Genomic DNA, 16280 nt, shown 5'->3' on the forward strand with positions numbered 1-16280 from the left:
CGCGCGGTGGCGTGAGAATCGAAGGACGTGGACGGGAGGAGCGGGTCGTGGGCGTTCGCACCTGGATCGACTCCTGGCCGGTCTACCGGCAGCTCACGGGTACCGACCCGCTGGGCCGGGGGGCCGCCGCCAAGAGCGGCCGCAGCGCGCGTCTGAAGCCCCGGGTGGCCTCGGCCGACCGGGTGGTCAAGTCCGTCTGCCCGTACTGCGCGGTGGGCTGCGGGCAGAACGTGTACGTCCAGGGCGGGAAGGTCACCCAGATCGAGGGCGACCCGGACTCCCCGATCTCGCGCGGCCGGCTGTGCCCCAAGGGCTCGGCCAGCCTGCAGCTGACGACGGGGAGCGCCCGCGAGCACCAGGTGCTCTATCGGCGGCCGCACGGCACGCGGTGGGAGCGGCTGGACCTGGACACGGCGATGGAGATGATCGCCGACCGGGTCGTCGAGGCGCGGCGGGCGGGCTGGCAGTGGGAGGCCGACGGGAAGCGCACCCGGCGCACCCTCGGCTTCGCGAGCCTCGGCGGGGCGACGCTCGACAATGAAGAGAACTACCTGATCAAGAAGCTGTTCACCGCGCTGGGAGCGATCCAGATCGAGAACCAGGCGCGTGTTTGACACTCCTCCACCGTTCCCAGTCTGGGAACCTCGTTCGGACGCGGCGGCGCGACCACCTTCCAGCAGGACCTGCAGAACTCGGACTGCATCGTCATCCAGGGCTCGAACATGGCCGAGTGCCATCCGGTCGGGTTCCAGTGGGTGATGGAGGCGAAGGCGCGCGGCGCGAAGGTGATCCACGTCGACCCGCGGTTCACCCGGACCAGCGCGCTGGCCGACGTGCACGTGCCGCTGCGCGCTGGCTCGGACATCGCGTTCCTCGGCGGGATCATCAACCACGTCCTGCGGGAGGAGAAGTACTTCCGGGACTACGTGCTGGCGTACAGCAACGCCTCGGTGATCCTGCGCGAGGACTTCCGGGACACCGAGGACCTGGACGGCGTCTTCTCGGGCCTGGACACCGACAGCCGCTCGTACGACAACAGCAGCTGGCAGTACGAGGGCGCCGAGATGCAGGCGGCCTCGGGCGAGCGTGATCTGGATTACGACAAGCGCACCGGCGGCGAGGGCTCCGACGACAGCGCGGTCACCGAGGCGGCGCGCGGCGAGGCGCACGGCTCCGGCGGGGCCGTGATCGGCGAGGGCGAGCCCGAGCGGGACGAGACGCTCACCCATCCGCGCTGCGTCCTGCAGGTGCTCAAGCGGCACTACGCCCGCTACACGCCCGAACTGGTCGAGGAGGTCTGCGGGGTACCGCGGGACCTGTTCCGGCAGGTGTGCGAACTGGTCACGGAGAACTCCGGACGGGACCGGACCACGGCGTTCGCCTACGCGGTCGGCTGGACACAGCACACGGTCGGCGTGCAGTACATCCGCGCGGCCGCGGTGCTGCAGACACTGCTCGGCAACATCGGCCGCCCGGGCGGCGGCATCCTCGCGCTGCGCGGGCACGCCTCCATCCAGGGCTCCACGGACATCCCGACCCTGTTCAACCTGCTGCCCGGCTACATCCCGATGCCGCACGCCCACCAGAACCAGGACCTCGACGCGTTCGCGAAGGCCGAGGCGGCCCACAAGGGCTACTGGGGCAACATGCGCGCCTACCTGGTGAGTCTGCTGAAGGCGTACTGGGGCGACGCGGCGACGCCGGAGAACGACTTCTGCTTCGACTACCTGCCGCGGCTGACCGGCTCCCACTCCGCGTACGAGACGGCACTGGCGCAGCTCGACGGGGCGTGCAAGGGCTACTTCCTGATCGGGGAGAACCCGGCGGTCGGCAACGCCAACGCCAAGCTGATGCGCATGGGCATGGCCAACCTGGACTGGCTGGTGGTGCGGGACTTCTCCCTCATCGAGTCGGCGACCTGGTGGAAGGACGGCCCGGAGATCGAGACCGGGGAGATGCGCACCGAGGACATCGGCACCGAGGTGTTCTTCCTGCCGGCCGCGGCGCACACCGAGAAGGACGGCAGCTTCACCAACACCCAGCGGCTGCTGCAGTGGCACCACCAGGCCGTGGAGCCGCCCGGCGAGGCCCGCAGCGATCTGTGGTTCACGTACCACCTGGGGCGGCTCATCAGGGAGCGGCTGGCCGGGTCCGCCGACGAGATGGACCGTCCGGTGCTGGACCTGACCTGGGACTACCCGACGAGGGGCGAGCTGGTCGAGCCGGACGCGGAGGCCGTGCTGGCCGAGATCAACGGCCATGACGCCGACGGCGATCCGCTCTCCTCCTACGAGCAGCTGGAGTCCGACGGGTCGACCGCCTGCGGGTGCTGGATCTACTGCGGGGTGTACGCCGACGGCGTCAACCAGGCCGCGCGCCGCAAGCCGGGCCGGGAGCAGGACTGGGTGGCGGCCGAGTGGGCGTGGGCCTGGCCGGCCAACCGGCGCATCCTGTACAACCGCGCCTCGGCCGATCCGGACGGCAGGCCGTGGAGCGAGCGGAAGGCGCTGGTGTGGTGGGACCCGGACAAGGGTGAGCGGGGCGAGTGGTCCGGGCACGACGTGCCCGACTTCAAGAAGGACAAGGCGCCCGACCACGAGCCGCCCGAGGGCGCGACCGGCCCCGAGGCGCTGTCCGGCCGGGACCCGTTCATCATGCAGGCCGACGGCAAGGCGTGGCTGTACGTGCCGTCGGGCCTGACCGACGGGCCGCTGCCGACGCACTACGAGCCGCAGGACTCCCCGTTCCCGAACCTGCTCTACGGCCAGCAGCGCAATCCGGTACGGCAGTTGCTGCCGACGCTGCCGGACAACCGCTACCAGCCGAGCGGCGCCGAGTCCGGCTCGGAGGTGTTCCCGTACGTGGCCACCACCTACCGGCTCACCGAGCACCACACGGCGGGCGGCATGTCCCGCTGGCTGCCCTATCTCGCCGAACTACAGCCGGAGTTCTTCTGCGAGGTGTCCCCGGAGCTGGCGGCCGAGCGGGGCCTCGCGCACACCGGCTGGGCGACGATCGTCAGCGCGCGCGGGGTGATCGAGGCCCGGGTGCTGGTGACCGACCGGATGGCGCCGCTGCGGGTGCAGGGCCGGACCCTGCACCAGGTGGGCCTGCCCTACCACTGGGGTCCGAACGGCTACAGCACCGGGGACGCCGCCAACGAGCTGCTGCACCTGTCCCTGGACCCGAACACGCACATCCAGGAGGCGAAGGCGTTCGCCGTCGACGTCCGTCCCGGGCGCCGTCCGCGGGGACCGGCGTCACTGGAGCTGGTGCGGGCCTACCGGGCCCGGGCGGGCATCGACGAGCACACCGGTACGGAGCCGTAGGGGCGGCGCGTCCGGCCCCCGCCGGCGGCCCGCCGTAGGGGCGGCTCAGCGGAGCACGATCGAGTGCTCCCCGCGGGGCACCAGCTCCCCCACCACCGGGGCGCCGGGCACCTCGCCGGCGACGAGCAGCCCGCCCGAGGTCTGCGCGTCCGCCAGCAGCAGCCGGGTGTCCGCGTCCGCGGCTCCGAAGTCGGTGTGCGGCGCGACCCACTCCAGGTTGCGCCGGGTGCCGCCGCTCACGTATCCGTCGCGGACGGCCTCGCGGGCGCCGTCCAGGTAGGGCACGGCGGCCGTGTCGAGGACGGCGGTGACGCCGGAGGCCCGGGCGAGCTTGTGCAGGTGTCCGAGGAGCCCGAAGCCGGTGACGTCGGTGGCGCAGACGGCGCCGGCGGCGAGGGCGGCGGCGGACGCGTCCCGGTTGAGGGCCGTCATCGTGGCGATCGCCTGCTCGAACCGCTCCCCCGTCGCCTTGTGCCGGTTGTTCAGCACGCCGAGGCCCAGCGGTTTGGTCAGCGAGAGCGGCAGGCCCGCGCGGCCCGCGTCGTTGCGGAGCAGCCGGGCGGGGTCGGCGAGCCCGGTGACCGCCATGCCGTACTTGGGTTCCGGGTCGTCCACGCTGTGCCCGCCGCCGATGTGGCAGCCCGCCTCGGCGGCGATGTCCAGACCGCCGCGCAGCACCTCGCGGGCCAGCTCGAAGGGCAGCCGGTCGCGGGGCCAGGCGAGCAGGTTGACGGCGAGGACGGGCCGCCCGCCCATGGCGTAGACGTCGGACAGCGCGTTGGCGGCGGCGACGCGCCCCCAGTCGTAGGGGTCGTCGACGACCGGGGTGAAGAAGTCGGCGGTGCACACCATGGCCGTGTCCTGGCCCGGGAGCGTGACGACGGCCGCGTCGTCCCCGGTGGCCAGGCCGACCAGCAGCGGGCTGTCGCCGCCCGGCAGCGGCGCGCCGAGGCCGCTGACGACCTCCTCCAGCTCGCCGGGCGGGATCTTGCAGGCGCAGCCGCCGCCGTGGGCGAACTGCGTGAGGCGTACGGACGCTTGGCGGGTCGGTGTCATGCGTGTCTCCCGGGGCACTAGCCTGGTCGAGCGGTGGAGGCGTGTGGGTGCCTGGTGGCCCTCCCGGTCTTCAAAACCGAGGTGCCCGAGGATCTCGGGCAGGCGGGTTCGATTCCCGTCCGCCTCCGTCTCCTACCTGCACCGACTGAATGCCCGGCCAAACACGGGCCTAACGCAACCGCCGCCACGCCTCTACTCTTCCCCCATGGCGAGCATCCGGAAGCGGGAACGCAAGGACGGCACCCAGATCCACCAAGTGCGCTGGCTCCAGGGCGGGCGCGGCGGCAGCTGGGAGACGGAGACCTTCGGCGACGAGGCGTCCGCCGCACAGTTCAAGGCCCTCGTCGACATCCACGGCCAGCAGTGGCCGCCCGGCTGGGTCAAGGGCAAGGGCTTCGTCGAAGAGTCCACCGTCGCCGGGGACATGCCGCTCGTGGACTGGGCGCTGCGCTACGTCGACCGGCTCACCGGCATCGACGAACGAACCCGTCGCGACTACCGGCGGGACGTGACGAACCACTTCACCATCATTCAGCACGTGGAGGCATCCGGCCGCGTCGTGCCCGCGACGATCGCGAACATCGGCGCCGACGACGTCCAGGACTGGGTGCGCGCGCAGGAGGCCGGCGAGCCGGACCCTGACGACCCCAAGGGGTGGAAGCGGCGGCCGGCGAGCCCGAAGAGCATCGCCAACCGGCACGGGCTGCTCAGCTCCATCGTCCAGGCCGCGGTCGAGGCTGACTCGCCGCTGCGGTCGAAGAACTGCTGTGTGGGGACGCGGCTGCCGCGGGTGGACGACGGCATCGACGATGAGATGTGCTTCCTCGAGCACGAGGAGTACGCCCGGATCAGCGCGGAGATCAGCGACCCGCACGCCCGGGACCTGGCGGACTGGCTCGTCGGCACCGGCATGCGCTGGGGCGAGGCGACCGCGCTGCAGGTGCGGGACGTGAACCTCACGAGGAAGGCGGTCGCCGTTCATAGGTCGTGGAAGCGCGCGGCGCCGGGCGAGGTGGGCCCGTCGTACTTCCTGGGGCCGCCGAAGACGAAGAAGGCCCGCCGGGTCATCGCGCTGACGGATGGGCAGATGGAGATGCTGCGCCGGCGCATGGCGGGCAAGCGGCCGGAGGATCTGCTGTTCGAGACGCCGCGCGGCAGGAGCTGGCGGCACGACAACTTCTGGCGGCGCCGCTGGATTCCGGCGGTGGAGGCGGCGATCGCGAAGGGGTTGCCGAAGCGGCCGCGGATCCACGACCTGCGGCACACGCATGTGGCGTGGCTGATCGCGGAGCGGATCCCGCTGCCGGCGATTCAGGCGCGGCTGGGGCATGAGTCCATCACGACGACGGTGGACCGGTACGGGCATCTGGTGGAGGCGCTGGATGGGGAGATCCGGGCGGCCGTGGATGCAGCGATGGGGGGTTCTACGGCCGCCCCCGGGATCCGCCGTGTGGTCTGAGGCTGGGCTCTAGTTGCCGGGCCAGTTCTGCGTCCACCAGCCGCCGCCGATGATCCGCTCGAGCTGCTCGCGGAACTCTTCGACGGCCTTGGGCTGGACGTACTTGCGGGAGGCGAGCCACACGAATCTGCCTTCCTGCTCGACGGCGATCACGGCTCTGTCGCCGGGCAGGCTGTCCCTGAGTTCCATTTCGAAGTCCGCCACAGGTTCGGATGCACCTGCCGGGGGAACCTTGTCCTCACCAGCGGGCTTCTCGAGCTCCCCGTCAGTCATCGCTGCCCTCCCGCGTCACGGCACCCACGCGCACATTCGTTCGTATGTTCGAATGCGTGTGCGCATTCATGTCTTAGGCGCCCCCCAGGCGGATCACCAACGCTGCCACACCGATCAGGCTGTGACCAGAGTGAATCACTGAGTTACTGAAAGTCGTACTAATCGTCCGACTTGCCCCTGGCAGGGTCGCTACCCTGCGTCTTCCTCCGGGCAAAGGTTTCCGCGATCTCGGCGAGCTGCCGGCGGTCGTCGTCGGACATCTCCTCGGCGCGCGCGACGATGATGCGGGTCGTCAGGTCGTCGCTCCACACGACGCCGGATTCGGCGGCCGGGTCGAAGCCGAGGAACTGGCTTGCGGCCGCGGCCTTCAGGACCCGCTCGGGGAGGCTGAGGCCGACGGCGAGCGCCTTGAGGAGCTCTTCCTTCGGGGTGTCGACGGGCCGGCCGTTCTCGAGCTTGGACAGCCACCCGAACTTCGCCTGTGTGCCCTCGTAGACAGATCGGGCCTCGAGCTCGCGGAGGCTGTACCCGAGCTCGGCACGCCGTGCCTTCACTAGGTCTGCGAAGTCGGTGCGCTGCTCAGTCATGGCGTGCATTCTGCCCTCTCAGTCCCCTGCTGTGACGCCTGATGCCTACGTTATCCCTTTTGATCACTGAGCAAATAGCAGGTCAGACCGCGCAACCGTCCGCCCCCCGGCACAAAGTGTCTACGCGCACACCCCGTGCGCGCTATCCCCTCGGGGGGTGATGACTGGATTCTTACCTGCCGTGCGTTTACGTAGACAGCACGTCTACGCCCGTGTACTGTCGGTCTTGTTCACGCAAACGCACATTGCGTCTACGGAGGTGATCACATGCGTCCGCAGCACAACCCCATGCAGCTCGTGAACGCTGACCTCCTGGTACTTCTCATGAGGCGCACCGGCGACGGCCGCGGAGTCAGCGTCCGCGACCTCGCCGAAGCGGCCGGCTGCCACCCGTCGAAGATCGACCACCTGCGCAACGGGCGCCGGCAGACGGCAACTCAGGCCGAGGCAGAGGCAATTGCCAGACGGCTTGGAGTCGACCTCATGTGTCTCTGGGAGCACACCGGCCGGACGGTCGAGGCCCCCGCCGAGGACGGCGCCGACCACCTCACGGCGGTCCCGGCATGACCCGCCGCCTCAAGTACCCGGAAGCCGCAGCCGAGTTGGGTGTCGAGGAGTCCTGGCTCCGCCGGCACATCAGCAAGCTGCCGCACACGAAGCTCGGCCGGGTCGTGTACTTCACCGACTCCGACATCGAGCGCATCGACGCCCTGTTCCACCGCGAGCCGAGCTCGGGCCCGCTGGCCGCGGCTCCGGCCGTGACCGTGCCGGCCGGGCCCCACCCGATGGGGCATCTCGTGCCGCTGCCGTCGCGCCGCGCGGCGAACGCCTGACCTACCCCTGAACGCGCCGAAGGGCCGCCCGCTTGTCCGGCTCGGCGACCCCACGACCGGCGCCCCTACCAGAGCTGAAAGAGAGGCCACCGATGGCCACATCATCGCAGACCGAGAGCACGGAATTCACCGTGCCCGACCGAGGCCGAGTCGCTGAACAGGCCTCCGTCCTCGAGGCGCTGTCCGCCCTGACCGCGGAGTACGCGGACCTGCCGCGCCCGTACGTCACCATCGCATCGAACCGCCCGCACTTCGACCTCCAGCTCGACCACCCCACGCACTTCGAGATGTGGCGCGAGGCGCTCGGTCTATCAACGGAGTCGGTGGAGCTGAAGGCGTTCTCCTCCAGCGTGTGGCTGGCGGCGGTCGGCGAGTTCCGCGGGGTGGCGTTCAACCTGGCCGGGCACGAGGTGCCGCTGACGCGGGAGCAGGCCACCACCCTGCAGGTCGACGAGTCGCAGGCGGTCGCAGCATGAGCGAGCCGATCACTGACCTGGAGACCGCGGTCCGCGTCATGGGCGCCCTGCCCATGCCGATCGGCCCGGGGCCCGTGGTCCGGCCGCTGGCGGTGCAGGAGGCCCAACTCGACGCGCTCACCGAGACCGGCAACCGAGCCGTGAACGACGCCGTGCACGAGGACCTGTGCGCCTGTGACGCGTGGCCGGCGAAGTGCCTGTCGTCGGGTGGCTTCTACGGCGGCTACTGGGATCTGGGCGGCCTGGAGACTGCGATCCCGGCGGTGCTGGGGCTGTGGGAGCAGATGCGCGGCGGCGAGCTGGAGCGGCTGCGCGCTGAGGTTGCTGCGCTGCGGGCGGAGCGGCACTTGACGAACGAGGCGCTGGACGACGTGGTCCGGGAGCTGCGGTGGTCGCGCCCCCGGACCGCCGAGCAGAGGCCGGTGGACGAGGACCCGATCAGGTACGCGCTCACCGACAAGGCTGGCGCCGACGACATCGTCCACCCCTGCGGTTGCCCGAAGCGGTTCGACCGGCACGCGTGGGGCTGCGCCACGCTGGCCGCTGAAGACGACGACCGGACCGCAGCGGCTGAGGAACTGCGCCCGTGCTGCGCCGGTCCCGTGTGCACCTGTACGGCGACGTCCCCGCAGGATGACGAGTACGACTTCTCGCCGCAGGCCGGTGATGCGTGATGGGGGCCGCGACCACCGCCGAGTGGCTGGCCGCCGCCGGCATCGGTACCGCCGCCTTCTTGCCGGGCGCGCTGCTGGTCCTGTCTCTGGACCACGACCTGACCCCGCGCATGCCGTCGCTCGAGCCGGTCGCTGCCGCCCTGGTGCGGGTGGACGACGCGGCCGAGCGGGTGGCGGTGCGGGTGCGGTTCGCGCTCGCCGCGTGGCTGCTGAATGTCGCCTGGTACCTCGAGCAGCCGGCGGAGGTGTCCCGATGAGGCGCGCTCTGTGGCTCCTGTACTGGGGCGTCGTCACCTTGGCTGCCGCCGTCGCGAGCGTGACCGCTGCGATCCCGTTCAGCGGAGTGTGGGCACGCATCGTCGGCATCGCCACCACCGCCGGAGTGTGCATGGTCGGCATCGTCTGGGCGCCGAGCCCGGGGGGTGTTCGCCGATGAGCGCCCGCGACCGACTCGGCGACATGGTCCGCACCGACCAGGGCGACATGAACGTCTACACCCCGCCCGAGGTGTGCGCCGCTCTGGACGCCTACCGGGCCGAGGTGCTCGGCGAGGCCATCACCGCCTTGCAGCAGATGCACGACCTCGCGCCCACCGGGCCCCGCGCAAAGGGACTCGCTTTCAGTGCCGGCGTCGTGAGCGGCATCCGCGACTTCGGTGACGAGGGGAAGAGCAGCCGCCCGGCGGTCGATGCCACCCCTCGCCTGAACGGCCGCCGCACCCGGCTCCTCGACGCGATCCGCACGCACGGCGGCCGTTGGGACACCGGCCGCGTGCTGGACCTGTACCAGCTCACCGAGCCCGGAACGATCCAGCGCGTCACCGCCCGCCGCGACTTGGGCTTCCTCCACTGGGCCGGTCATCTCGCCCAGCACGGGGCGGACAACAACCGCTTCTTCACGCTCAAGCCCCGGAAGGACGTCGACTGATGCCGGACACAGTCACCCGCCGCAGCTGGCTCCTCGCCGCCATACAGCGTGAGACCGCGCCGATCACCACCCAGCGCGCCGCCTCCCTCCTCGCGACGAGCCCTTGGGCATCGGCCGGCAGGAACACGGCCCGGAAGGACTTGCGAGCCCTTTCCGTGCGCGGATTCCTGATCCCCGCCGACGTGTCCGGCCGCCGCGTGTACCGCCCCACGACCATCGGAAAGGACGGCGCCCTGTGACGACCGTCGCGCAGGCCGGGCCCCAGACTCCGGTCACCGGCCGTCGGGTCACCCCGACCGGCCGCCTCATCCTCCCCGCCGACGCCGACCGCGCCGACTGGCTCGCCGCCCGCCGCTCCGGCATCGGCTCCAGCGACGTCCCCGCCCTCCTCGGCCTCATCGAGAAAAACCCGCCGTTGAAGGTCTGGCACGACAAGCTGGGTCACGACGTAGACGACGCAGGCGAGGCCGCCTACTGGGGCACCGTTCACGAGGAGCCCGTCGCCCGCGTCTGGGCCATGCGCAACCGCAGCGTGATCCGCCGCGTTGGCCTGGTCGCCCACCAGGATCACCCGCACTGGATGACCACCCTCGACCGGCGCGTCACCGAGTGCCCGCTGTCCGAGGGCAAGCGGACCCCGTGCGCGCTCGAGGTCAAGACGCGCTCCGCCTTCAAGAACGCTCAATGGCACGCCGGTGCCCCGGATGACGTCCTCGCCCAGATGCTGTGGCAGATCGTCGTCAACGGTTACGAGCACATGCACTTCGCTGTCCTGATCGGCGGTAACGAGTACCACCAGGGCACCGTCCGTGCCGACCAGTACGCGGACGTCATCGCCGACATCACCGTCGCCGTCGACAAGTTCTGGCACGAGCACGTACAGGCGCAGGTTCCGCCAGAGCCGACCGGGGACGGCGAGGCGCTGGCGAAGATGTTCCGCCGCCTGCACCCCTCCCGCTCCGGCTCCGTGGACGTCGACATGCACGCCGACGCCTTGGACGCGCTCCTCGCCTACAACAGGCACCAGCGCGAGGAGTCCGCGGCGAAGAAGGCGAAGGCCGCCGCGAAGGCTCGCCTGCTCGCCGCTCTCGGCGGTGCGCAGGAGGCCCGGCTGGGCGGTGAGCGCGCCTATTCCCTGCAGCCCACGAACGCCGCGCCGAAGGTCGACCTCGAGCAGCTCGCCGAGCGCTGGCCGGACGCCTACGAGGCCTGCGTGAAGGCCAATCCGACCGAGCGGCTCGACATCGACAAGCGCTTCAAGGGGGCGATCTGACATGGGACTTCGTGAGAACGCGGCCGCGGCCGCCGGCCGGACGCTGGCCGACGAGGAGCAGACCGCCCCGGCCGAGGAGCGCGACGCACCGGACCTGACCGAGCCCGACCTCGGCGACCTCACCCAGGACGCCGACGCCACCACCAGCGCCCTCACCGCCTGGTCCCGGGTGATGGGCGAGGTCCGCGCCATCGGCAAGCACGAGGAGTTCAAGGGCGGCCGCGCCGGCAACTTCAACTTCCGCGGCATCGAGACCGCGCTGAACGCCTTCGGTCCGGCCTGCCGCAAGCACGGCGTGCTGGTCATCCAGCACAAGGTCGAGACCGAGTACCGCGACATCTCCACCAGCTCGGGTGGCCGGATGCGGGAGTGCACCGCCCTGGTCACCTTCCGGATCTACGGCCCGGACGGCTCGCACTTCGACTCCCAGGCGGCCGGCGAGGCCTCCGACTCCGGTGGCCGGTCCACGCCGAAGGCCCAGTCGATCGCACTGCGGACGCTGCTCATCAACAACGGGCTCGTGCCCACCCGGGACCGGGACGCGGACGCCGACCACTTCGAGCGCGCCGAGCCGATCGGACCGACGGCGGAGGAGTACCGCGACGAGCAGCTCGACCCGAAGACCTCCCCGGGCCGGCTGAACCAGATCCGCAACGAGCTGCGGGCCCGCAGCATGTTGAACGCGAAGGTCACGAACGAGACCGGCGAGCTGGAGACGCTCGACTCGATCGGCGGCCGGATGTACCAGGCGCGCACCGGGGGTGGCCAGTGACCGCAGTCGCTGAAGGCCTGAAGGCGGCGCGGGACGCCGGCACGGACACCGACGCCCTGCCCCCGCACGGCAGCCTCTCCCGAGGGCGCCACCACCACTGCAATTGCCAACCCTGCCGCGACCGCGCCGCCCTGTACCACCGGACGCGGAGTCGGCTCATCGCCTACGGGCGATGGGAGCCGTTCGTGGACGCCGAGCCGGTCCGGCAGCACGTCCAGATGCTGCGCAGCTTCGGCCTCGGAGTGGGCCGGATCCGCACCCTGTCCGGGACCGGCAGCTCCGTGTCCCGGCTGCTGTACGGCATGAACGGCCGCCCGCCCTCCCGGCGGGTACGTACGCGCACCGCCGACTGCATCACCGCCGTCCGCCCGTCCCTCGACCTCGTGGCGCCCAACGCTCTGGTGGACGGGACCGGCACCCGGCGCCGGCTGCGCGCGCTGAACGTCATCGGCTGGCCGAACCGGGAGCTGGCCGCGCGGTCCGGTCTGGAGCGCATGACCATCGGCGACCAGATCCGGGCCGAGACGCTGACCACGTTCGCCTCCACGGCCCGGACCGTCTGCGCTCTCTACGACGAGCTGTGGAACGTCGACCCGCTCACCCAGGGGATCGCACCGCGGTACGTCCAGGAGGCCAAGGAGCGCGCGGCGAAGCGCCGCTGGGCGCCGCCGGCCGCCTGGGACGACGACTACATCGACAGCCCGTCCGCCGTGCCCGACCTCGGCGAGCACACCGACCGCTACGCCGCGCTCAGCGAGGACGCGCTCTGGTTGATCGAGGAGCAGGACTACACCCGCGAGCAGGCCGCCCACCGGCTCGGCATCACCTCCCGCCACCTGGAGCGGGCGCTGGCGTGGGCGCGGGAGGAAGAGCAGGAGGCCGCGGCATGACGAAGCCTCCGTTGGTCGGCGCCGAGGTCTGGCAGGACGTCATGACCCTCGCTGGCGACCGCTGCCAGTGCCAGGGCGCCTGCGGCAAGAAGCACGTCGGGCCGGGCCGGAAGCCGGGCCGCTGCACGCGCGAGAACGACGAGTACGTGAAGGGCGAGGGTCGCATCCGGCTCCGGGCCATTCCGCGGGATCCGACGCTGCCGTGGCACGAGGCCGCCCGGCTCCCTGCCCGCCGGCTGATCGCGTTCTGCCCGGACTGCGCGAACGGGGTGCGCCTGACCTTCGAGCGCGCCGCCAAGGCGCAGGAGCCGCAGAGCGACGGCCTGTTCGACGCCGCTCCGTACACCACCAGCCGCGCCAGCGGCGACATGACCTGACCTCGAGAGGACCACCGTGAGCAGCACAGACCTCATCATCCCCGTGGCGGGGACCGACGTGCGCCGGCTAACCGACGCGCTCAATGCGGCCCGCGCACTCGGCATCAAGTTCGAGATCGGCCCCAACCCGCACCTGCGCTTCGATTCCCTCACCGAGCGCTACGTCCCGGCCGGGAGCCTGCCGGACGACGAGGACTCCCGCACTACATGGGAGGGCGGGCACGCCCTCGTGATCGAGTACGGCGACTGCGAGTTCTACGGCCGCTGTCAGTGCGGCAAGGACTTCGGGATGGTCAGGCCGGACAGGTTCCGCGACGACGTCTTCGGCGAGAAGTGGGAGCGCCACGTCATGACGGAGGTGTCGGCCTGATGTCCGAGACCTACACCAACCGCCCCCGCCTGAAGGGTGCGGACCGCGAGAAGGCCAGGAAGCGCGCCGCCGAGCTGTACGAGGCGGGTTGCTCGATCCGTTCCGTCGCCGCGGAGTTGGACCGCTCATACGGCTGTACCCGCACGCTGCTGCTCGAGGCCGGCGTCAGACTCCGGTCCCGCTCCGGCCGGACGGCGGCCGCCCGATGACCAGCACGATGGAGTGGATCCGCCGCACCTACGACGTGCCCGCCCGCCACGGGATGCGGATCGAGTTCGACGGCAAGCCCGCCACCATCATCGGCGCGGGCGGCGGCTACCTCCGCTTCCGCATCGACGGCGAGAAGCGCCGCACCATCGGCCACCCCTGCTACCGGATCGTCTACCCGGCCGTCCCGGAGCCCGCCCGCCCCCGCGGCTGGTGCAAGCACTGCGTGAAGGACCGGGCGATGACGAAGGACGGCGTCATGGGCCAGCACCGCTGGGGCGGTCGGACCTGGTCGGGATCCCACAGCCACAGGTGGTCCGAGCCGTGTCCCGGGTCCGGGAAGCCCCCGTGGAAGCCCGTCCGCAACCAGACCCACCCGGGCGAGCAGCGTCCCGCCGCCTGACCACCCGAACGGCCCCGGGGCGGGGTGCCACCCCAACCCCCGCCCCGGGCCTACCAGAGAGAAGCCGCACATGCCCTGGGTCCGTCTCGATGACCGGTTCCCCTCACACCGCAAGGTCGCGCTGCTGAGCGACCGCGCCTTCCGGCTGTACGTCTCGGCCCTGTGCTGGTCGTCGGAGAACCTGACCGAGGGCCGGATCGCCGACCGCGAGCTGCCGCTCGTGGCTCCCCGCTTGCGTGGCGTCAAGGCCGTGGCCAAGGAGTTGGAGGAGGCCCGCCTGTGGGACCGCGTGGAGGCCGGCTGGGACATCCACGACTACCTGATCTATCAGCGCGACCGGGAGCAGGTGCTGGCGGAGCGGGCGGCCAACGCAGCGCGGCAGCAGGCGTACCGCGACAGGAAGAAGGCGGAGAAGGAGGAGGCGGCGCGTAACGCCGACCGTAACGCCGACCGTAACGGGGGGAGTAACGGCGTTACGGACGAGGCCTCCGGCTCCGAAAACGAGTCAAGTAAAGGTAAAACTCGACACGACGGCGACACGAACGCGACTCGAAGCGGTGCCGAAAATCCCTCATCGCCGCAGGTCACAGAGTTTCGTAACGGCGTTAGTAACGGCACCCCGTCCTCATCCCCATCCCAGGAGTCTCCTTCGGAGACTCTTCCTCCCCCTTCCCCCTCCACGAAAAGCGCGCCATCGAGCGCGGTCGAGGTCTCGGGAAGAGGAGAGATCCAACCCCTCATCGACGCCATGCACGCGCGCGGCATGAGCGTCTCGTGGACCTTCAACGCGGACGAGTGGATCGAGCTGCGCGACGCGGTCCGCCGGGCCGGCGTCCCCGCCCTCGTCGACCACGCCGCCCGCGCCTGGCAGGCCGCCAAGTCCCAGCCCTACAGCGCCCGCTACTTCCTGCGCGGCTGGACCGGCGTACAGGCGCCCGCCGCCTACACCGGCCCCCGCCCCGTAGCGGGACCCCCCAGCAAGAACCAGGAGTACCTGGACGACATGGCCCAGATCGCCAACGAGCTGCGCCAGCAGCGCCTCGCCGAGGAGCGACGGGCCGCAGGAGGTGACGCATGAACCCCGAGCACGTACCCGAGCTCATCGCCAAGATCGCCATGGCCGACCCGCGCATGAAGCGCGACGACCCCATCGAACGCCGCGCGCAGCTCCAGATGTGGATCGGCATCCTCGCCGACGTCCCCGCCGACTTCGCCCTCCAGGCCGCACAGGCGCACTACGCCGAGAGCCAGTGGCCCATCACCGCCGGAGACATCGCGGGCCGCTGGCAGACCGTTGTGCGCGACCGCATGCGCAGCGACGTCACCACGTTCGAGCCCCACGACCATCCAGGCCTCGACCCCGACGACGTCGGCGGGTATCTCGACGCGCTGCGCGGGCGCCGCCGGGCCGTCATGCTCGGCCAGCTCCCGCCCGCCCCCGTCAAGGCGATCACCGCCGGAGCGGGCGCCGCCGAAGCCGGCCGCCGCATCGCCGCCCTCGGCGACTACCTCACCACCGAGGCCCGCACCGCCCTCGCACCGTTCCGACCCATGGCCTCCGAGCGTGAGCGCCTCGTGCGCGCCGGGAAGGGCGACCCGCTCAGCGTGCCCTGCCCGCACATCCACTGCGTCGCCGCCAAGGGCGACCCGTGCCGCAACATCCACCGCCATCCCCGCCAGAAGCCCCACCCCAGCCGCATCGACGCGGCCCAAGCCGCCGCGGCCGCCGAGCAGGAGAGGGACAGCGCATGAACACCCTGCACGACCTGCCCACGACCGACGACGTCCTGCCCTGCCGCACCACCGACCCGGAAGCGTTCTTCAGCAAGAGCAGCACCGAGCGCGCCACCGCCAAGAGGCTCTGCCGCCGCTGCCCCATCCAGGAGGCGTGCACCCAGTACGCCCTCGAGCACCCCGACCTCATCGGCATCTGGGGCGGCACCACCCACGCCGACCGCCGCAGGATCACCAGGCGGAGCGACAAGGCAGGGCGCACACGGCTGCCCTGCGGAAGCGAGCGCGCCTACCGGTCGCACATCGGCTACCGCGAGAAGCCCTGCGCCAAGTGCACAGCCGCACACGAGGAACACGTCACCGCCCAGCGCCGCACCGCGCTCGCCGCCGAACACGCGCTCCCCGACGGGGGATCGACCGCTGGCTACTGGATCCACAAGCGCCTCGGCGAGCAGCCCTGCACGGCATGCGCGGCCGCTCTCAATGCGCAGCACGCCCAGAGTCCAGCCGTACGAGCCCGACGAGGCACAGGACGGCCCAGCACGGCCACCAAGGCACCCAGGGGCCCCGAGCGCACCGCAGGCGCTCCAGGAGCCACACAGGGGCTTCCACGGGCCTGTTGAGACCTGCGGCGCCGACT

The 16280-nt window shown here is 71.3% G+C and carries 23 protein-coding genes and 1 tRNA gene; 21 read left to right on the forward strand and 3 right to left on the reverse strand.

Annotated elements, in window-relative coordinates:
- Positions 1 to 47: 47 nt before the first annotated feature.
- Entirely contained in the window at positions 48 to 3329 is a 3282-nt protein-coding gene (gene fdh / locus ACZ7JA_RS14225; RefSeq protein WP_470808284.1) for a formate dehydrogenase, read from the forward strand.
- 45 nt (positions 3330 to 3374) lie between these two features.
- On the opposite strand, the gene selD is transcribed toward fdh, so the two are convergent.
- Positions 3375 to 4385, reverse strand: coding sequence for a selenide, water dikinase SelD (gene selD, locus ACZ7JA_RS14230; RefSeq protein WP_401133499.1), 1011 nt, complete (start codon positions 4383 to 4385; stop codon positions 3375 to 3377).
- Positions 4386 to 4420: 35 nt separating this feature from the next.
- Here selD and ACZ7JA_RS14235 point away from each other — a divergent pair.
- Positions 4421 to 4513, forward strand: a tRNA-Sec gene (locus ACZ7JA_RS14235).
- A gap of 77 nt (positions 4514 to 4590) precedes the next feature.
- The gene (locus ACZ7JA_RS14240) at positions 4591 to 5844 is read left to right on the forward strand and encodes a tyrosine-type recombinase/integrase (protein WP_470808288.1); all 1254 of its coding nucleotides are present in this window, start codon (positions 4591 to 4593) and stop codon (positions 5842 to 5844) included.
- A 9-nt stretch (positions 5845 to 5853) separates the two neighbouring features.
- Here ACZ7JA_RS14240 and ACZ7JA_RS14245 read toward each other — a convergent pair whose 3' ends face one another.
- Both ACZ7JA_RS14245 and ACZ7JA_RS14250 read right to left on the reverse strand, forming a co-directional pair.
- Positions 5854 to 6048: a hypothetical protein gene (locus ACZ7JA_RS14245; protein ID WP_470808291.1), complete on the reverse strand. Its 195-nt coding sequence runs from the start codon at positions 6046 to 6048 to the stop codon at positions 5854 to 5856.
- Between the two features lie 227 nt (positions 6049 to 6275).
- Positions 6276 to 6704 carry a helix-turn-helix domain-containing protein gene (locus ACZ7JA_RS14250; protein ID WP_470808293.1) on the reverse strand — a complete coding sequence of 143 codons (429 nt, stop codon included), beginning with the start codon at positions 6702 to 6704 and terminating at the stop codon, positions 6276 to 6278.
- 267 nt (positions 6705 to 6971) lie between these two features.
- Here ACZ7JA_RS14250 and ACZ7JA_RS14255 point away from each other — a divergent pair, with 267 nt between their 5' ends.
- From ACZ7JA_RS14255 to ACZ7JA_RS14340, 18 genes are all read left to right on the forward strand, one after another.
- Positions 6972 to 7271 carry a helix-turn-helix domain-containing protein gene (locus ACZ7JA_RS14255; protein ID WP_470808295.1) on the forward strand — a complete coding sequence of 100 codons (300 nt, stop codon included), beginning with the start codon at positions 6972 to 6974 and terminating at the stop codon, positions 7269 to 7271.
- Positions 7268 to 7537, forward strand: a complete 270-nt coding sequence (locus tag ACZ7JA_RS14260) for a helix-turn-helix domain-containing protein (protein WP_470808298.1) — start codon at positions 7268 to 7270, stop codon at positions 7535 to 7537. Before ACZ7JA_RS14255 ends, ACZ7JA_RS14260 begins: the two co-directional genes overlap by 4 nt.
- Positions 7538 to 7629: 92 nt before the next feature.
- Positions 7630 to 8013 (forward strand): hypothetical protein, encoded by a 384-nt coding sequence (locus ACZ7JA_RS14265; protein ID WP_470808300.1) that lies wholly within the window; start codon positions 7630 to 7632, stop codon positions 8011 to 8013.
- A complete protein-coding gene (locus tag ACZ7JA_RS14270; RefSeq protein WP_470808302.1) occupies positions 8010 to 8687 on the forward strand; it encodes a hypothetical protein in 678 nt (225 codons plus the stop codon). The genes ACZ7JA_RS14265 and ACZ7JA_RS14270 overlap by 4 nt, the downstream gene beginning before the upstream one ends.
- Positions 8687 to 8944 carry a hypothetical protein gene (locus ACZ7JA_RS14275; protein ID WP_470808305.1) on the forward strand — a complete coding sequence of 86 codons (258 nt, stop codon included), beginning with the start codon at positions 8687 to 8689 and terminating at the stop codon, positions 8942 to 8944. The genes ACZ7JA_RS14270 and ACZ7JA_RS14275 overlap by 1 nt, the downstream gene beginning before the upstream one ends.
- A complete protein-coding gene (locus ACZ7JA_RS14280) occupies positions 8941 to 9123 on the forward strand; it encodes a hypothetical protein (protein ID WP_470808307.1) in 183 nt (60 codons plus the stop codon). Before ACZ7JA_RS14275 ends, ACZ7JA_RS14280 begins: the two co-directional genes overlap by 4 nt.
- A complete protein-coding gene (locus ACZ7JA_RS14285) occupies positions 9120 to 9614 on the forward strand; it encodes a hypothetical protein (protein WP_470808309.1) in 495 nt (164 codons plus the stop codon). The genes ACZ7JA_RS14280 and ACZ7JA_RS14285 overlap by 4 nt, the downstream gene beginning before the upstream one ends.
- Positions 9614 to 9853, forward strand: a complete 240-nt coding sequence (locus ACZ7JA_RS14290; RefSeq protein ID WP_470808311.1) for a hypothetical protein — start codon at positions 9614 to 9616, stop codon at positions 9851 to 9853. The genes ACZ7JA_RS14285 and ACZ7JA_RS14290 overlap by 1 nt, the downstream gene beginning before the upstream one ends.
- Positions 9850 to 10887, forward strand: coding sequence for a YqaJ viral recombinase family nuclease (locus tag ACZ7JA_RS14295; RefSeq protein WP_470808313.1), 1038 nt, complete (start codon positions 9850 to 9852; stop codon positions 10885 to 10887). The genes ACZ7JA_RS14290 and ACZ7JA_RS14295 overlap by 4 nt, the downstream gene beginning before the upstream one ends.
- Position 10888: 1 nt before the next feature.
- Positions 10889 to 11659 carry an ERF family protein gene (locus ACZ7JA_RS14300; protein ID WP_470808315.1) on the forward strand — a complete coding sequence of 257 codons (771 nt, stop codon included), beginning with the start codon at positions 10889 to 10891 and terminating at the stop codon, positions 11657 to 11659.
- Positions 11656 to 12549 (forward strand): hypothetical protein, encoded by an 894-nt coding sequence (locus ACZ7JA_RS14305; protein ID WP_470808316.1) that lies wholly within the window; start codon positions 11656 to 11658, stop codon positions 12547 to 12549. The genes ACZ7JA_RS14300 and ACZ7JA_RS14305 overlap by 4 nt, the downstream gene beginning before the upstream one ends.
- Entirely contained in the window at positions 12546 to 12926 is a 381-nt protein-coding gene (locus tag ACZ7JA_RS14310) for a hypothetical protein (RefSeq protein WP_470808318.1), read from the forward strand. Before ACZ7JA_RS14305 ends, ACZ7JA_RS14310 begins: the two co-directional genes overlap by 4 nt.
- A 16-nt stretch (positions 12927 to 12942) precedes the next feature.
- Entirely contained in the window at positions 12943 to 13296 is a 354-nt protein-coding gene (locus ACZ7JA_RS14315; RefSeq protein WP_470808322.1) for a hypothetical protein, read from the forward strand.
- Positions 13296 to 13505, forward strand: a complete 210-nt coding sequence (locus ACZ7JA_RS14320; RefSeq protein WP_470808326.1) for a helix-turn-helix domain-containing protein — start codon at positions 13296 to 13298, stop codon at positions 13503 to 13505. Before ACZ7JA_RS14315 ends, ACZ7JA_RS14320 begins: the two co-directional genes overlap by 1 nt.
- Positions 13502 to 13906 carry a hypothetical protein gene (locus tag ACZ7JA_RS14325; RefSeq protein ID WP_470808331.1) on the forward strand — a complete coding sequence of 135 codons (405 nt, stop codon included), beginning with the start codon at positions 13502 to 13504 and terminating at the stop codon, positions 13904 to 13906. The genes ACZ7JA_RS14320 and ACZ7JA_RS14325 overlap by 4 nt, the downstream gene beginning before the upstream one ends.
- Before the next feature lie 70 nt (positions 13907 to 13976).
- Positions 13977 to 14984, forward strand: a complete 1008-nt coding sequence (locus ACZ7JA_RS14330; RefSeq protein ID WP_470808334.1) for a hypothetical protein — start codon at positions 13977 to 13979, stop codon at positions 14982 to 14984.
- Positions 14981 to 15658, forward strand: a complete 678-nt coding sequence (locus ACZ7JA_RS14335; protein WP_470808336.1) for a zinc finger domain-containing protein — start codon at positions 14981 to 14983, stop codon at positions 15656 to 15658. The genes ACZ7JA_RS14330 and ACZ7JA_RS14335 overlap by 4 nt, the downstream gene beginning before the upstream one ends.
- A complete protein-coding gene (locus ACZ7JA_RS14340) occupies positions 15655 to 16263 on the forward strand; it encodes a WhiB family transcriptional regulator (RefSeq protein WP_470808339.1) in 609 nt (202 codons plus the stop codon). Before ACZ7JA_RS14335 ends, ACZ7JA_RS14340 begins: the two co-directional genes overlap by 4 nt.
- The last annotated feature ends 17 nt before the right edge of the window (positions 16264 to 16280 follow it).

Source organism: Streptomyces sp. NPDC038135 (genome assembly GCF_055601245.1).

What these genes read in the sequence shown, in the direction of transcription:
- selD (WP_401133499.1), bottom strand. Translation starts at nt 4,385, where the DNA reads ATGACACCGACCCGCCAAGCGTCCGTACGCCTCACGCAGTTCGCCCAC.
- ACZ7JA_RS14240 (WP_470808288.1), top strand. Translation starts at nt 4,591, where the DNA reads ATGGCGAGCATCCGGAAGCGGGAACGCAAGGACGGCACCCAGATCCAC.
- ACZ7JA_RS14250 (WP_470808293.1), bottom strand. Translation starts at nt 6,704, where the DNA reads ATGACTGAGCAGCGCACCGACTTCGCAGACCTAGTGAAGGCACGGCGT.
- ACZ7JA_RS14255 (WP_470808295.1), top strand. Translation starts at nt 6,972, where the DNA reads ATGCGTCCGCAGCACAACCCCATGCAGCTCGTGAACGCTGACCTCCTG.
- ACZ7JA_RS14260 (WP_470808298.1), top strand. Translation starts at nt 7,268, where the DNA reads ATGACCCGCCGCCTCAAGTACCCGGAAGCCGCAGCCGAGTTGGGTGTC.
- ACZ7JA_RS14265 (WP_470808300.1), top strand. Translation starts at nt 7,630, where the DNA reads ATGGCCACATCATCGCAGACCGAGAGCACGGAATTCACCGTGCCCGAC.
- ACZ7JA_RS14270 (WP_470808302.1), top strand. Translation starts at nt 8,010, where the DNA reads ATGAGCGAGCCGATCACTGACCTGGAGACCGCGGTCCGCGTCATGGGC.
- ACZ7JA_RS14275 (WP_470808305.1), top strand. Translation starts at nt 8,687, where the DNA reads ATGGGGGCCGCGACCACCGCCGAGTGGCTGGCCGCCGCCGGCATCGGT.
- ACZ7JA_RS14280 (WP_470808307.1), top strand. Translation starts at nt 8,941, where the DNA reads ATGAGGCGCGCTCTGTGGCTCCTGTACTGGGGCGTCGTCACCTTGGCT.
- ACZ7JA_RS14285 (WP_470808309.1), top strand. Translation starts at nt 9,120, where the DNA reads ATGAGCGCCCGCGACCGACTCGGCGACATGGTCCGCACCGACCAGGGC.
- ACZ7JA_RS14290 (WP_470808311.1), top strand. Translation starts at nt 9,614, where the DNA reads ATGCCGGACACAGTCACCCGCCGCAGCTGGCTCCTCGCCGCCATACAG.
- ACZ7JA_RS14300 (WP_470808315.1), top strand. Translation starts at nt 10,889, where the DNA reads ATGGGACTTCGTGAGAACGCGGCCGCGGCCGCCGGCCGGACGCTGGCC.
- ACZ7JA_RS14310 (WP_470808318.1), top strand. Translation starts at nt 12,546, where the DNA reads ATGACGAAGCCTCCGTTGGTCGGCGCCGAGGTCTGGCAGGACGTCATG.
- ACZ7JA_RS14320 (WP_470808326.1), top strand. Translation starts at nt 13,296, where the DNA reads ATGTCCGAGACCTACACCAACCGCCCCCGCCTGAAGGGTGCGGACCGC.
- ACZ7JA_RS14325 (WP_470808331.1), top strand. Translation starts at nt 13,502, where the DNA reads ATGACCAGCACGATGGAGTGGATCCGCCGCACCTACGACGTGCCCGCC.
- ACZ7JA_RS14330 (WP_470808334.1), top strand. Translation starts at nt 13,977, where the DNA reads ATGCCCTGGGTCCGTCTCGATGACCGGTTCCCCTCACACCGCAAGGTC.
- ACZ7JA_RS14335 (WP_470808336.1), top strand. Translation starts at nt 14,981, where the DNA reads ATGAACCCCGAGCACGTACCCGAGCTCATCGCCAAGATCGCCATGGCC.
- ACZ7JA_RS14340 (WP_470808339.1), top strand. Translation starts at nt 15,655, where the DNA reads ATGAACACCCTGCACGACCTGCCCACGACCGACGACGTCCTGCCCTGC.